At 55.2% G+C, this 14172-nt stretch carries 12 protein-coding genes; 7 read left to right on the forward strand and 5 right to left on the reverse strand.

What is annotated here, in order from left to right; translation table 11 throughout:
• Entirely contained in the window at positions 1-1191 is a 1191-nt protein-coding gene (locus tag EPD59_RS15590; RefSeq protein ID WP_240731446.1) for a peroxiredoxin family protein, read from the forward strand.
• Positions 1192-1297: 106 nt separating this feature from the next.
• On the opposite strand, the gene EPD59_RS15595 is transcribed toward EPD59_RS15590, so the two are convergent.
• Both EPD59_RS15595 and EPD59_RS15600 read right to left on the reverse strand, forming a co-directional pair.
• Positions 1298-1846 (reverse strand): GNAT family N-acetyltransferase, encoded by a 549-nt coding sequence (locus EPD59_RS15595; RefSeq protein WP_133273592.1) that lies wholly within the window; start codon positions 1844-1846, stop codon positions 1298-1300.
• 68 nt (positions 1847-1914) lie between these two features.
• On the reverse strand, positions 1915-3303 hold the full coding sequence (locus EPD59_RS15600; protein WP_133273593.1) for a cytochrome P450: 1389 nt from the start codon (positions 3301-3303) through the stop codon (positions 1915-1917).
• Positions 3304-3534: 231 nt separating this feature from the next.
• Between EPD59_RS15600 and EPD59_RS15605 the strand changes: the two genes are divergently transcribed.
• Both EPD59_RS15605 and EPD59_RS15610 read left to right on the forward strand, forming a co-directional pair.
• A complete protein-coding gene (locus EPD59_RS15605) occupies positions 3535-3846 on the forward strand; it encodes a hypothetical protein (protein ID WP_133273594.1) in 312 nt (103 codons plus the stop codon).
• A 157-nt stretch (positions 3847-4003) separates the two neighbouring features.
• Positions 4004-4657 carry an HAD family hydrolase gene (locus EPD59_RS15610; RefSeq protein ID WP_133273595.1) on the forward strand — a complete coding sequence of 218 codons (654 nt, stop codon included), beginning with the start codon at positions 4004-4006 and terminating at the stop codon, positions 4655-4657.
• Positions 4658-4668: 11 nt separating this feature from the next.
• Here EPD59_RS15610 and EPD59_RS15615 read toward each other — a convergent pair whose 3' ends face one another.
• Positions 4669-5649: a polyprenyl synthetase family protein gene (locus tag EPD59_RS15615; RefSeq protein ID WP_133273596.1), complete on the reverse strand. Its 981-nt coding sequence runs from the start codon at positions 5647-5649 to the stop codon at positions 4669-4671.
• Positions 5650-5771: 122 nt separating this feature from the next.
• On the opposite strand from EPD59_RS15615, the gene EPD59_RS15620 reads away from it, so the two are divergent.
• Together EPD59_RS15620 and folK are read left to right on the forward strand one after the other, a co-directional pair.
• Positions 5772-6674 carry an alpha/beta hydrolase family protein gene (locus tag EPD59_RS15620; RefSeq protein ID WP_240731447.1) on the forward strand — a complete coding sequence of 301 codons (903 nt, stop codon included), beginning with the start codon at positions 5772-5774 and terminating at the stop codon, positions 6672-6674.
• Position 6675: 1 nt separating this feature from the next.
• Positions 6676-7188 (forward strand): 2-amino-4-hydroxy-6-hydroxymethyldihydropteridine diphosphokinase, encoded by a 513-nt coding sequence (gene folK / locus EPD59_RS15625; RefSeq protein ID WP_240731448.1) that lies wholly within the window; start codon positions 6676-6678, stop codon positions 7186-7188.
• A 75-nt stretch (positions 7189-7263) separates the two neighbouring features.
• Here the strand turns inward: folK and fabD are convergent, their stop codons facing one another.
• Together fabD and EPD59_RS15635 are read right to left on the reverse strand one after the other, a co-directional pair.
• Complete coding sequence (fabD, locus tag EPD59_RS15630) at positions 7264-8148, reverse strand: ACP S-malonyltransferase (RefSeq protein WP_133273597.1); 885 nt, start codon at positions 8146-8148, stop codon at positions 7264-7266.
• A gap of 200 nt (positions 8149-8348) precedes the next feature.
• Positions 8349-11222, reverse strand: a complete 2874-nt coding sequence (locus EPD59_RS15635) for a T9SS type B sorting domain-containing protein (protein ID WP_133273598.1) — start codon at positions 11220-11222, stop codon at positions 8349-8351.
• A gap of 234 nt (positions 11223-11456) precedes the next feature.
• Between EPD59_RS15635 and EPD59_RS15640 the strand changes: the two genes are divergently transcribed.
• A complete protein-coding gene (locus EPD59_RS15640; RefSeq protein WP_133273599.1) occupies positions 11457-12128 on the forward strand; it encodes a succinate dehydrogenase cytochrome b subunit in 672 nt (223 codons plus the stop codon).
• A 19-nt stretch (positions 12129-12147) separates the two neighbouring features.
• Complete coding sequence (locus EPD59_RS15645) at positions 12148-14082, forward strand: fumarate reductase/succinate dehydrogenase flavoprotein subunit (protein ID WP_133273600.1); 1935 nt, start codon at positions 12148-12150, stop codon at positions 14080-14082.
• The last annotated feature ends 90 nt before the right edge of the window (positions 14083-14172 follow it).

Below are 14172 nucleotides of genomic sequence, written 5' to 3' on the forward strand. Positions count from 1 at the left end.
GTGCAAAATGAATCTAGCGCTGCTTCTGCCCTTAAGCCCGGTACTTGGCGCGCGGTGCTCTCGACGCAGGGTCAGGAAATACCGTTTTTGTTTGATGTAGAAGCCGTGGAGGGCAAATCGGTGGTGTACCTACGCAACGGCGAGGAGCGCCTGAAGCTCGACGAAATCACCACGGCCAGCGACTCCACCACGATTACGCTGGGCGTGTTCGATGCGGCCTTGGTCGTGCGGGCCGATGGCGCGGATAAGCTGAAAGGCACGTGGGTGAAATACGATGCGAAGGAGCCATACCGGGTGCCGTTTGCGGCCACGCTTGGGGGGCAAAAATTATTCACCACCGCGTCGGGCAAGCCACAGTCTTTCGACGGCACCTGGAGCGTTACTTTTAAAGATGATGAAGGCCAGACGTACCCTGCTGTGGGCGTATTCAAGCAGAATGGCAACGACGTAAAAGGCACTTTCCTGACTACTACCGGCGATTATCGCTACTTAGATGGACAGGTAGATGGCAACAAACTTCAGCTTTCCACTTTTGACGGAAACCACGGGTATCTCTTTACGGCCACGGGCAATAGCGATACCAACACCATTATTAACGGAGATTTCTACAGCGGCAAAAGCGGCCACGAAACCTGGACCGCCCGACTTGACGCCAACGCCAAGCTACCTGACGCCAACTCGCTCACTTTCCTGAAGCCCGGCGAGAAAAAGCTCGACTTCAAATTCCCCAATATCTACGAAGGCGGCTCCATCTCCCCTTCCGACCCCAAGTACAAAGGCAAAGTAGTGGTAGTACAGTTGCTCGGCTCGTGGTGCCCGAACTGCATGGACGAAACCAACTTTCTGGCTCCCTGGTACGAGAAAAATAAAAGCCGCGGCGTAGAAGTAATCGGCCTCGGTTTCGAGCGTAGTCCTGATCAGAAAAAAGCCGCTGAGCGCCTTATCAAGATGAAGGAGCGCCTCAATGTGGGCTACGACCTGGCGGTAGCCGGCATTGCCGACAAAGACGCCGCAGGCAAAGCGTTGCCCCAAATCAACAAAGTTCTGGCCTTCCCCACCACTATTATCCTCGACAAAAAAGGCGACGTGCGGAAGATTCACACCGGCTTCTCGGGCCCCGGCACCGGCAAGTACTACGATGAGTTTGTAGCCGACTTCAACCAGACGATTGATGAGCTGGTGAAGGAGTAGTTTTAGTAGCAAAAAGCCCGTTTCTTAATCAGGAAACGGGCTTTTTCAGTTTTGAGAAGCCCATCATTTCAATCATAATGAGAAACGGTGCGGTTGCACAACTCAGCTACCGGGCGCGTTCCAACAGCACAATAGGCGCATCGTGGTAAATGGCGCGAGCAAATTCGTGAAATCCAAACTTGCGGGCCAACCCTAACGAGGCCGCATTGCCGGGGTCGATGATGCAGGTCAGGCGGGCGGTGGGAAAGCGAGGCTCAATCCACTCCAGCGCGGCCTGCACGGCCTGGGAAGCGTAGCCGCGGCCATGTAGGCGAGGATCTAGGACCCAGCCGCCTTCTAAAGTCCCTTTGAGGGAGGGCGTCAGGTCGCGCTGAAAATCGAAGAAACCTACGGAGCCGACGTATTGACCAGTCGCTTTTTCCTCAATAGTCCAACTCCCGTATCCAAACATCGCCCAATGCCCCAACTGGCCGAGCATACGCCGCCACACGTCTTCCTCCGTGTGCGGTTTGCCACCCAGAAAGCGGTAGAAATCGGGGTGTTGGTGCAGGGCCGCGGCCGCTGGCAGGTCGCTAGGCTGTGGGCCACGCAGCAGCAGATCGGGTGTTTCGAGTGGGGGCACCAGCGGAGCAGGCGCATCACGTAAGGATAGCATGGACAATGGGCAGAATTTGTTGGGATAGTTAGCAGGTAATTCTAGAACTGAAGATACGATGAAGGCCACTATGCCTGGCGCCGCCGAAAGCGCACCTTTATTTCCTGCCGGGGTCGGAGCGTAATCATCGGCAATAGATCAATGGGCGGCTGAGCTACCGCTTCGATATCAAAACGACGCAGCATTTCCAGGAGCACCAGCTGCATTTCGGTGAGGGCAAACTGATTGCCGATGCACAGCCGCGGACCACCGCCAAATGGTATGTACGCATAGGGCGCTTGTTGTCGAATCTGGTCGGGGCCAAAGCGCTCGGGGCGGAAGGATTCGGGCTCGTCCCAGAGCTTGGCGGAGTGGTGAATACCATACAGATATCCTGATATGAGGGTGCCTTTCGGTAATTCTAATCCGTTGTAGGTATCATCCTCCTGAGCCACACGGTCCAGAATCCAGGCGGGCGGGTACAGGCGCATAGTTTCCTGAATGACTTGCAGCGAATAGCCTAAGCTGGGCAAATCGGCGAAGGTGGCGGGCCGGTCGCCGAGCACTTGGGTCATTTCGGTGCGCAGCTTTGCTACTACTTGCGGGTGCTGAGCCAGCAAATACCACATCCACGACAACGCATTGGCCGACGTTTCGTGGCCCGCTACCAAAATTATGGCGGCCTCGTCGAGCACTTGCTCTTCGGTCATCGGCTCGCCATTGTCTTCGTAGCGCGCATCGAGCAGCATTTGTAATAGGTCATCGGGCGGCGGACCGCTGGTTTGCTTTCGCCGCCGGATGTAGCCGCGCACAATATCCCGCAGCTCGGCCGCCAGCTGGTCGTGGTGCTGAAATTGCCCCCTAGCGTGCTGCCAAGGCCGCAGATACGGCTGCCGAACGGTGCGGACGTAAAAAGCTTGAATAGCAGTTAGCAACTCGGCCATTCTGTGCAGTTGAGCTTCCGCCAAGCTATTACTAAACACCGAGCGCGCAATAATCCGAAACGCCGTCGTGGTCATGAGCTCATGCACGGCCACTTCTACATAGCTGCCCGGCTGGCTCAACTGGCGCTCCAGCGGCTCCAAGCACTCATTTATCTCGGCTTGCATCAGCGTAACCAAGCTGCTGATGCGCTGCCGATGGAAGCCCGGCTGAATCAGGCGGCGCTGCTGGAGCCAATAGCTGCCTTCGCTGGTGAGCAGGCCATGACCAAGGTAGCGCGCCACCCCGTGCGACAGTTCGGACTTGGGATAGTTGCGGTGGTTTTTCTGCAACATGTGCTGCACCAAACCAGGGTCGCGGGTGAGCACAGTGCGCCGAATGCCCCCCAGATACACTACAATAGTGTCGCCGTACGTATCCAGGTAGCCATTGAGCACCGGAATTGGATTGGCCGCCAGCGTAATAGAGTTGCGCAACGACTGTAGGCGCGGCACCTCGGGCAGCTTTTTAGCGACCGGTTGAGAAATAGCAGACATACACGAACGGGTTAAGCCGACTTCAAATTACACCTGTCTTGGCTTTTCTGGTTACAGAAAATAAGTGAATGCTCTCGCCTCGTAAGTCGCCGTTTTTAGTTCGCTGGGGGGCTTTTTGGCGAAGAGTAACACAAAACCCTACGCCCTGCGTACACCATCTCAACGGTACCCACCACGTGGCGCTGCCGTTGCCGCTCCTAATTATCTCCAAAAACCAAACACTTCCTCCCTATGTGGATTCAGCAAAAACCCGGCACTCCTGCCCCACTCGATGAGCTACAAGGCCGCACCGTAGGTCTAAAATTTGAGTGCAACCACTGCAACACCGAAGTTTTCACCGACCTGATCGGCGTACCGGCTCCCGATTTGCTGGCCAACTCCATGGAAGACGACGGCCAATTTGAAACCGAGGAAATCAAGTGCCCCGGCTGCGATATGGTGCATGCTATCACCGTGCGCAGCACCTTCGAAGGCGTGCAGTTTGATGTGTCGGAAGTGAAGCCCGAAAGCGTGAGCTACCAGATTGCTGAGCCCGAAGTATAGCCATCAGTACCCGTCGGGGGCAATCTTCAATGGGTCTTTACACAATACATTTTCAGGCCTGATGGCTGCTTACATGGCAGTCGTCAGGCTTGTTGTTTGAAGCCTTGTCTGACCTCGGGATTCATCCTATTGCGCTTTTTCTCTATTAAATAAACGAATGAAAGCTTTCATTTTCGATCTGAACGGTACCATGATCCACGACATGGAGTACCACACCCGCTCGTGGCAATCCTTGCTCAACAATGACCTGGGGGGCAATTTTACCTGGGATGAGGTCAAAACCCAGATGTATGGTAAGAATCAAGAGCTGCTGGTGCGGGTGTTTGGCCCCGATAAGTTCACGGCGGCAGAAATGGAAAGCTTATCTCTGGAAAAAGAAAAGCGCTACCAAGAGGAGTACCGTCCACACTTGCAGCTGCTGCCCGGCTTACCTGAGTTTCTGGCCGCCGCCCACCAGCGCGGAATTCCAATGGCCATCGGCTCGGCGGCCATTCCGTTCAACATCGATTTTGTGCTGGATAACCTCCACATCCGCCACTACTTCACGGCCGTGGTCAGTGCCGCCGATGTCACGCTGAGCAAGCCCCACCCCGAAACGTTCCTGAAAGCGGCCGAGCAGCTGGGCGCGGCGCCCGCCGATTGCCTCGTGTTTGAAGACGTGCCCAAGGGCGTAGAAGCCGCTAAAAACGCGGGAATGAATGCAGTGGTCCTCACCACCACGCACGAAGAATCAGAGTTTGCGGATCTACATAACGTCCTCCACTTCGCCGCCGACTTCCACGACCCGTTTATGCAAACCCTGCTAGACTAGGCGTTACAAGCCTATTTCTCCCGTTCGATCGTGTAATTGATCAGCTGCTCCAGCGACACGCGCGAAGGCGACTCCGGGAATGTGCGCAGAATGGTTAGCGCCTCGTCGCGGTAACGTTCCATCACCTGCACAGCGTATTCGAGGCCACCGGTTTTCTTCACAAACTCGATTACGGCCTGCACCCGGTCTTTGCGGCCGTCGTTGTTTTTGACGTTAAAAATGACGCGGCGCTTGGTCAGCCAATCGACCTGCTGCAGGGAATAGATGAGCGGCAGCGTCATCTTTTTCTCCTTGATATCGATGCCCACGGGCTTGCCGATTTCGTCGGTGCCAAAGTCGAACAGGTCGTCTTTGATCTGGAAAGCCATACCTACTTTTTCCCCGAAAAGCCGGGCCCGCTCAATCGTTTCCTTATCGGCCCCAGCCGAGGCAGCGCCCACGGCGCAGCAGGAAGCGATGAGCGAAGCCGTTTTTTGGCGGATGATGTCAAAGTACACGTCTTCGGTAATATCGAGGCGGCGGGCTTTCTCAATTTGCAGCAGTTCACCTTCGCTCAGCTCCCGCACCGCGTTATTTACGATTTTGAGCAGGTCGAAATCGTCGTGCTCCAAAGCCAACTGCAAGCCGCGGGATAGTAAATAATCGCCTACAAGTACGGCAATCTTGTTTTTCCAGAGCGCATTAATGGAAAAGAAGCCGCGGCGGTAGTTGCTTTCGTCCACCACATCATCGTGCACGAGGGTAGCCGTGTGCAGCAGCTCAATAAGTGCCGCACCCCGAAAGGTAGCTTCCGGCAGTGGGTCGCCGCCGCTGATTTTGGCCGTGAAGAACACGAACATCGGGCGCAGCTGCTTGCCTTTGCGCTTAATGATGTAGCCCATGATCTTGTCGAGCAGCAGTACTTTGGTCTGCATCGAAGCCCGGAATTTGCGTTCAAATTCCTCCATTTCGGCCGCTATCGGGGCCTGTATCACGTCGAGCGTTCCTTTCATGCGGGGCATTGGGCGCTGCAATGATACGCGGCTGCCGCCCAGTTTCCTAACTGGCTACCGCGGCGCTGTTCTTGCGCTTTGTTCATTCCAACTCTGTGGGGGGCAAATTTCGTAGCTTACTTTTGCTTCTCTACTTAATCGGTACCAAAATGCCCCCCAGCCTCTCTCCTACCGGCGTTGAGTTCCTGTTAACCTGCTCCCGCCACAGCCGGCCTTTTGCCGCTGATGCCCGCTTTCTGCCCGATGGCCAGCCTAAGCCGGTAGTCGTGTTTGTCCATGGCTTTAAAGGCTTCAAAGATTGGGGCCATTTCAACGTGCTGGCCGACTACTTTGCGCGCCAGGGCTTTGTGTTTATCAAGCTCAACCTCTCGCACAACGGCATTGTGCCCGGCGGCACCGGCGACCTGGAAGACCTGGAAGCCTTTGGCAACAACAATTTCAGCCTGGAACTGGACGATCTGGGCGCATTGCTCGACAGTCTTTATTGGCACGGCGAAGCGCCCATTCCAGCCCCTGAGATGGATTTGAGTCGCCTATTTCTGGTGGGTCACAGCCGGGGCGGCGGGCTAGCTATGCTGAAGGCAGCCGAAGATGCGCGCGTGCGCGCCGTAGCCGCTTGGGCGCCTATCAGCGACATTGATCAGCGCTGGTCGGAGGAGGTGATGAAGCGGTGGCAAGCCGAGGGCGTGCAATACATCGACAACACCCGCACTGGTCAGCGCATGCCGCTGTACTATCAGCTGGTTGAAGATTTTCAAGCCAATAAAGAACGGCTGGATATCCCAGGGAATGTGCGTGAAAAGCTGAGCCAGCCACTCCTTATCCTCCACGGCGACGAAGACGAAACCTTGCCCGTAACAATGGCCCACAACTTAAAGAGTTGGAAACCCGACGCCGAGCTGGTTATTCTGCCCGGCGCTGGCCATATGTTTGGTGGCAAGCACCCCTGGGATGAGGACCAGTTGCCAACCCTAGCGCAGGAAGTCGCCGACCGTACGATAGCCTTCTTCCAGGGCATTAAATAGCTTGGCCTCCATCCAGAATCATACGGCTTACCTTCTGCTCGGCAGCAACCTCGGCGACCGAGCCGCCACATTACGCGCCGCCGTGCAGCAACTCAACGAGTTGGCTGGGACGATATCTTCTACGTCATCTCTTTACGAAACCGCCGCGTGGGGCTTGGAGCAGCAGCCTGCCTTTCTGAACCAAGCAGTGCAGCTTCGCACAAATTTGCCCCCCGAAGTATTGCTGGATGTCTGTCTGCACGTGGAGCAACTGGCTGGCCGAGAACGGCGCGTGCGCTGGGATGCGCGCACCTTGGATGTAGATATTCTGCTGTATGATGAGTTGGTCCTGGATTCGTCCAGGCTAGTGGTTCCTCACCCGGCCTTGCCCCAACGGCGTTTTGCCTTGGTGCCGCTAGCTGAAATTGCTGCGACGACCGTGCATCCAGTGTTTGGGCAAACAGTAACCGAACTGTTGGCAGCTTGCACCGATGTGTTGCCTGTGACACAGTATTATACCTCTGAGGCTAACTAGCGCAAAAACTCAGATGAGAAAAGACGCGCTACAAGTATGCAGCGCGGCTTTTCTCATCTAAAGCTAATCAACTGTTTATACAGCCGAACTGGCAGCCACCTGGGGGGCAATTTTCTTGACTAAGCCCTGCAATACTTTACCCGGTCCGCACTCTACGAATTCCGTAGCGCCGTCCTGCGCCATCTGTTGAATGAGCTGGGTCCAGCGTACAGGAGCGGTCAATTGGCGCACGAGGTTTTCGCGAATTTCGTTAGGGTCACGGTGCGGGGCAGCGTCTACGTTTTGGTACACCGGGCAAATACCAGCCGCGAAAGGTGTCGTTTCGATGGCGCGGGCCAAGGCAGCTTCCGCCGATTGCATAAGCGGAGAGTGAAAAGCCCCCCCGACGCTTAAGGGCAGCGCACGCTTGGCACCAGCCGCTTTCAACTGCTCGCACGCAATCGTGATGCCCTGCTGAGTACCCGAAATAACCAGCTGACCGGGGCAGTTAAAGTTGGCAGCAACCACGATATCGCCTTTTTGGCTGATTTCCTGACAGATGCGCACCACTATGTCATCATCCAAACCCAGAATCGCGGCCATGGTGCCAGGTTGTTCTTCACAGGCCGCTTGCATGGCCTGCGCCCGCTGTGCCACTAGTTGCAGCGCATCCTCAAACTTCAGCACCTTAGCCGCCACCAGCGCCGAAAACTCGCCCAACGAATGACCAGCTACCATACTGGGAACTAGTTCTGGGAGGCTCGCGGCCAAGGCCACCGAGTGCAGAAAAATGGCTGGCTGGGTGACATTGGTTTGGCGCAGATCTTCGTCGGAGCCAGTGAACATGATATCGGTGAGGCGAAAGCCCAGGATGTTGTTGGCTTGGTCGAATAACTGGCGTACGGCTGGCTGCTGCTCGTAAAGGTCGCGGCCCATACCGCTAAACTGACTACCCTGGCCGGGAAAAATGACTGCTTTCATAAAGCGCGGTTTGAAGCGATATTTGGAATTAGTTGGGTTTAATGAGGGGCTTCGCAGCCAACTCAACGGTCGCGCAAGCTGCACAAATTGAGTGGTAAGCCCAAAAAAGCCCCCCAGCAACTGTTTTTACGGCCTACCAGAAATGAACAGGGCGAACCTGCTGGCTCGCCCTGTAAATAAACACCTTATGGAAAAGGAAATCAGCGCGTGATTTCCACCCAGCCTTTGTAGGTCCGCTTGGTGCTGTTGAAATCGGCGAATTCCACCTCCGCAATGTAGTAGTACACGCCTTCGGTCAGTTTCACGCCCGCTTTACCTTCGGTCGCGTTGCTGGTGCCTTCCCAGTCAATCAACGGCTTCTGGTCGCTTTCATACACCTTCACGCCCCAGCGGTTAAAGGCTTGGAAACGCGTGCGGCGGATCGGGCTCGCTACTTTCGGCCGGAACGTGTCGTTGCGCTGGTCGGCGTTGGGCGTGAAGATGTTGGGCAACACAAAAAACAAGCAGTTGTCTTTGCACTCGATATTACTGAGTGCACTGCGGTTGCCGACCGCATCCACAGCCTGAATGGCATAGCAGCCCGCAAAGGTGGCCTTGCCGGGCCGGTTGGGCCGATCCCGATCCAATCGGTCCACGTAGCTCTGCTGCGTCACCGAGTCGATGGCCACGAGCGGTCCTTCGGGCGTTTCCCGATACAGAATCCGGTAGTAGGCGATTTCGCGGCTGCAATCGGCGGGCGTATTGCCTAGCGTCCAGCGCAGCTTGTTGCTGTATACCTGATTAGGTGCCGGGAAGCTCGGCAGCGCCGCCAAGCTGTCGCAGTTGGTTTGCACCAGCGTCAGCACCGGCGGACACGGCACCGTATTGAGGGCAATGCACTTCTCCTGGCTCTTATTTAACAGGGGGTCGGGAATATCCGGGTTGCTGTACGTGCCGTTGGTTTCCACATAATAGCAGTATACCTGGCCTTTGCGCAAGGGCTGCGCCGTCGTCCCCTGATCGACAAAGGTGCCCCCCGTCGCCGTGCCCGTCACGGTGCCCACCGGCACAAACGCACTGCCCGGCGCAGGGTCCCGCCGATAGATAGTCGTGGGCCGCAGCGCATTATTCCACGGCACCGTGTAGGTCCAGTTCAGCGTAATGCGGTTCAGATTCGGGTTTGAGACATCGGCCGTGCCTTCCAGCCGCACGCTGGAGGCAGTAGAGGTTTCCGTCAGCACGGCCGAGCCGGGTCCGGCCACGGCGTTGCTAAAGAATTCCAGCCGGTAGGTGAAGGTGTTAGCCAACGTGTTTATACCTGTATCCACAAACGAGAGCTCGTCCAGGTTATTGGTGGTGAAGACCACCGTCGGCGTGCCCGTACCAACTGAACGGAGCAGGCGGTAGCCTACAGGCGGCAGGAAACCGCTTTGGCTGAAGGGCTTGGTCCAACGCACCGTAATGGCGCCGTTGGTGGCATCCGTCCGATCGACGGTCACATTAGTCAGCACGGCGCTGCGGCCTTGCAGATTCAGGCACACCTCGGCCGAGGCAATGCTGGCCCCGCCTTTGGGCCGCGGAAACTCGGCGTAAATCCGGTAGCAATAGTTTTTGCCCCGCTCCAAGCCCAGGCCGCCCCGGTCATCCCGAAAAATATCCGTGCCGACGGGCACCGATCCGACCTGCACAAAACCGGAGGAAGCTGGAATACCAGTCTCGCACGGGCCCGGCGTGAAATTAGAGGGGCCTTCTTTCCGATAAATGAGAATTCGACTAGCATTACTGCACGTATACCGGTCCCAAGTCAAAATGGCCGTATTGCCTTCGCCCCGCACCCCTAAGTTCTGGGGCGGCGGCCCCACGACCGTAATGCGCCACGCCTTCTCATCAATTAAGACGGTGCCCGAGGGCGGAATATCGTCGGCTTTGAAAACCACGGTATAGGGATCGGACGCCACATCCGTACACTGGGGCGTCCAGCGAAACGTGCCACTGGCCTGCGGGGGCCCCGTGGCATTCTGCACAAAGGTGGCCGGCGGGAAAATGCCCCCGAAGGCCGCTAGTGTTATCTTATCATTATTCGGGTCCGTGGCCGTCACGCTGGCCGTAATGGGCGTACCGGCAATCACGCACAGGTCTTGCGGAATGGTAATCGTAGGCCGCAGATTATTCGTGGGTTCCACCAGGATCTGCATATCCCGGATTACCTCCCCAATCAAGCGGGCGGGCCCCGTACCGGTTCGGCGGTACTCTAAGACGGCAAAGGCAAAATTATAGAGCCCTACTCGATTGGGGGCATTCCAGACAATCTGCCCCGTTCGTCGGTCCTGCGTGAAGGTGGATTGCCCGCCCCCAGGGTCATTCAGATAGGGCACCTGCACTCCACGTGGTGGGGTCAGGTGAGGGAAAACATAATTATTAGTTACTGTCGGCCGGGGCTGGCATTTATCTATATCAACCGTTCCAGGTACTCCACCGGCAACTTGCTGGCTGGGGCGCAGTTCAAATACCAAGGAGTCCCCATCGGCATCCGAGGCAGCCGGATTATGCAGCCATACCTGATTGACACCAGCCCTATCGTATGCCGGAGCATTTAATACCGGTGAACGATTGATATTCAGTTCAGGGGCAATAGTAACGCGGGTAGAAATATAAAATGTTTGCGAATTGGAGTCTGACATGTTAAGCACCCCTGCGTTGCGCAATTCACCAATATAGCTTACCAAATAGCTACCCGGAGCATTATAGGTATGCTCGAAGTAGTAGACGTTGATTTGGGTACCAGGTGCTACTTGACGTAACGTCGTACGGGGGACCTTAAACCCACCAGGAGGGCAAGTACCATCTCCAAAAAATATGGTCACTTCCTTTTCATCAACCGATGAAGTGGCGTTGTCGGTGTAAAGCACCATCTTGAAAAAGATGCGCCGCGGGTTGCGAGCGCTGACAGGCAGCGTGGTGTCTGACTTCGCCTGTATGTCGCCGGCCCGGAGGTGGGAGGCCTGAGCAGTGGGCGTTACCCCTAAAGAAGCTAGTATACTAAGTACCAGCCCCACCAATAACCAACTAACGCGTCGAGGTAGCGGAAGCTTCATATTAAAGAGCGATTAAAGACAATTTATCGGAGAGCAGAAGGTCAGCAAAAATGCGCTGTTTACCTAACAAACAACGCGCGCGTGGTGTTACATATTCGCTATGAAGCTCTAACGGCCCCGCTGTCAGATTGATTCACGTCTTTTCTAAACGTCGGATGTCGATTGTTTCGTACTTGGTCGGCCCTTACCTTTGACCATATACAACCGACCTTTCTAAAATCACCAATAACTCCTATGAGTTGGATTACGAAGACGTTTACTAGTAGTATCGGCCGCAAGCTAATTGTGGCTATTACGGGCCTTTTTCTTTGCTCTTTCCTCGTTGTGCACTTGGTGGGTAACCTCCAGCTGTTTAAGGACGACGGTGGGGCAGCCTTTAATATCTACTCCCATTTTATGGGTACGAATCCTGTTATTAGGACCTTAGAGTGGGTACTAGTGCTGGGCTTTGGCTTCCATATTTATGAGTCGTATACCTTGGCTGTACGCAACCGCGCCGCCCGCAAAGTAGGCTACGTGGATAGCCGTCCTTCAGAAAACAGCCCGTGGTACTCGCGCAGCATGGCGCTGCTTGGTACTCTGATCCTAGTTTTCCTGATTGTCCACATGTACAACTTCTTCTATCGGGCCCGCTTCGGTGATCTGGATCCTGATATTAATAACAATGACGACCTATATACTTTGGTGGTCAGCTCTTTCAAACAGTGGTGGTATGTGTTGCTCTATGTGGCCGCGCAAGCAGCTTTATGCTATCACCTTATACACGGCTTCCGCAGCGCCTTTCAGACCTTGGGCCTGAATCATCGCAAGTACACGCCCATTATCCGCGTCATTGGTTATGTTTTCGCCATTGTCGTGTGTGCCGGGTTTGCGTCGATGCCGCTCTACTTCTACTTTTTTAAATAAGTCCTAACCTCGTATTACGATGAACCTGGATTCCAAAATTCCTGAGGGACCTCTCGCCGAAAAGTGGGAGAAGCACAAGTTTGGTGTGAAGCTTGTGAATCCCGCTAACAAGCGGAAATACGACGTAATTATTGTAGGCACAGGCTTGGCAGGCGCTTCTGCGGCCGCGTCGCTGGCAGAGTTGGGCTATAATGTAAAGGCATTTACTTACCACGATTCGCCCCGTCGCGCTCACTCTATCGCTGCGCAAGGTGGTATTAATGCTGCGAAGAACTATCAGAACGACGGCGACTCGGTGTTTCGCTTGTTCTACGACACTATTAAAGGAGGTGACTATCGTTCCCGTGAGGCAAACGTGTATCGCTTGGCTCAGGTATCGGTTAATATCATTGACCAATGCGTGGCGCAAGGTGTACCCTTCGCCCGCGAATACGGTGGCTTGTTGGCTAACCGCTCCTTCGGTGGCGCTCAGGTAAGCCGAACCTTCTACGCGCGGGGCCAAACCGGTCAGCAACTATTATTGGGTGCCTATTCTGCACTCAGCCGGCAAATTGCTTACGGCAAAGTAAAGATGTACACCCGCTCCGAAATGTTGGAGCTGGTAGTAGTAGATGGCAAAGCCCGCGGTATTGTAACGCGTAACCTGATTACCGGTGAAATAGAAACGCACGCGGCTCATGCCGTGGTGCTGGCTACGGGTGGTTACGGCAACGTATTCTATCTGAGCACAAACGCCAAATACTGCAACGTAACGGCACCGTGGCGTGCGCACAAGAAGGGAGCTTACTTCGCGAACCCTTGCTTCACTCAGATTCACCCTACTTGTATTCCTGTATCCGGCGATTACCAATCGAAGCTGACGCTGATGTCGGAGTCGTTGCGTAATGACGGCCGGGTTTGGGTGCCCAAGACCAAAGAAATGGCTGAGCGCCTCCGTGGGGGGCAAATTCGAGTAGCCGATATTCCCGAAGAAGAGCGTGACTACTTCCTGGAACGCAAGTATCCTTCCTTCGGTAACCTGGTACCCCGCGACGTAGCCTCGCGCAATGCCAAGCAAGCCTGCGACGAAGGTCGCGGTGTGGGCTCAACTGGCTTAGCCGTTTACCTCGACTTTGCCGACGCTATTAAGCGTGAAGGCGTTGATAAGGTGAGCCAGAAGTATGGTAACCTGTTTGCCATGTACGAGAAAATCACCGCCGAAAACCCGTACGAGCTGCCCATGCGCATTTACCCAGCAGTACACTACACGATGGGTGGCCTGTGGGTTGATTACAACCTGATGACGTCCATTCCAGGCTTGTACGCTACTGGCGAGTGTAACTTCTCTGACCACGGCGCTAACCGCTTGGGTGCTTCGGCTCTCATGCAAGGCTTGGCGGATGGCTACTTCGTAATCCCTTACACAATAGGCGATTACCTGGCACAAATGCCCCCCACCCCCGTTACCACACAGCACGCAGCCTTTAAGGAAGCGGAAGAAGCAGTGCACGCGCGTACTCAGAAGCTGCTTAGCATTAAGGGCAACCGGACGCCAAATGAGTTTCATAAAGCGCTTGGTCATATTATGTGGGACCACTGCGGTATGAGCCGCAACGCCGAAGGTTTGCAATTTGCCAAGCAGGAGATTCAGAAGTTGCGCCGCGAGTTCTGGTCAGACCTGAAACTGACGGGAACCAACGAAGAGTTGAACCAGATGCTGGAAATTGCTGGTCGTGTGGCCGACTTCCTCGAGCTCGGTGAGCTTATGGTGGACGATGCTCTGAATCGCAACGAAAGCTGCGGTGGTCACTTCCGCGAGGAATATCAGACGCCCGAAAATGAAGCTCTCCGCGACGACGAGAATTACGCTTACGTAGCCGCTTGGGAGTGGACGGGTGACAATCAGCCCGAAGTTCTGCACAAGGAAGAGCTACAATTCGAAAACGTTAAACTCACGCAGCGTAGCTACAAGTAAGCCTAGAAGTGGGAGGCAACAAGAAATAAGCGAGACGTTAGCCCGATTTATTTCACTTTTCACTCCCCACTTCTCTCCCCTTAACTCTCA

It is taken from the genome of Hymenobacter radiodurans (genome assembly GCF_004355185.1).
GTDB lineage: Bacteria > Bacteroidota > Bacteroidia > Cytophagales > Hymenobacteraceae > Hymenobacter > Hymenobacter radiodurans.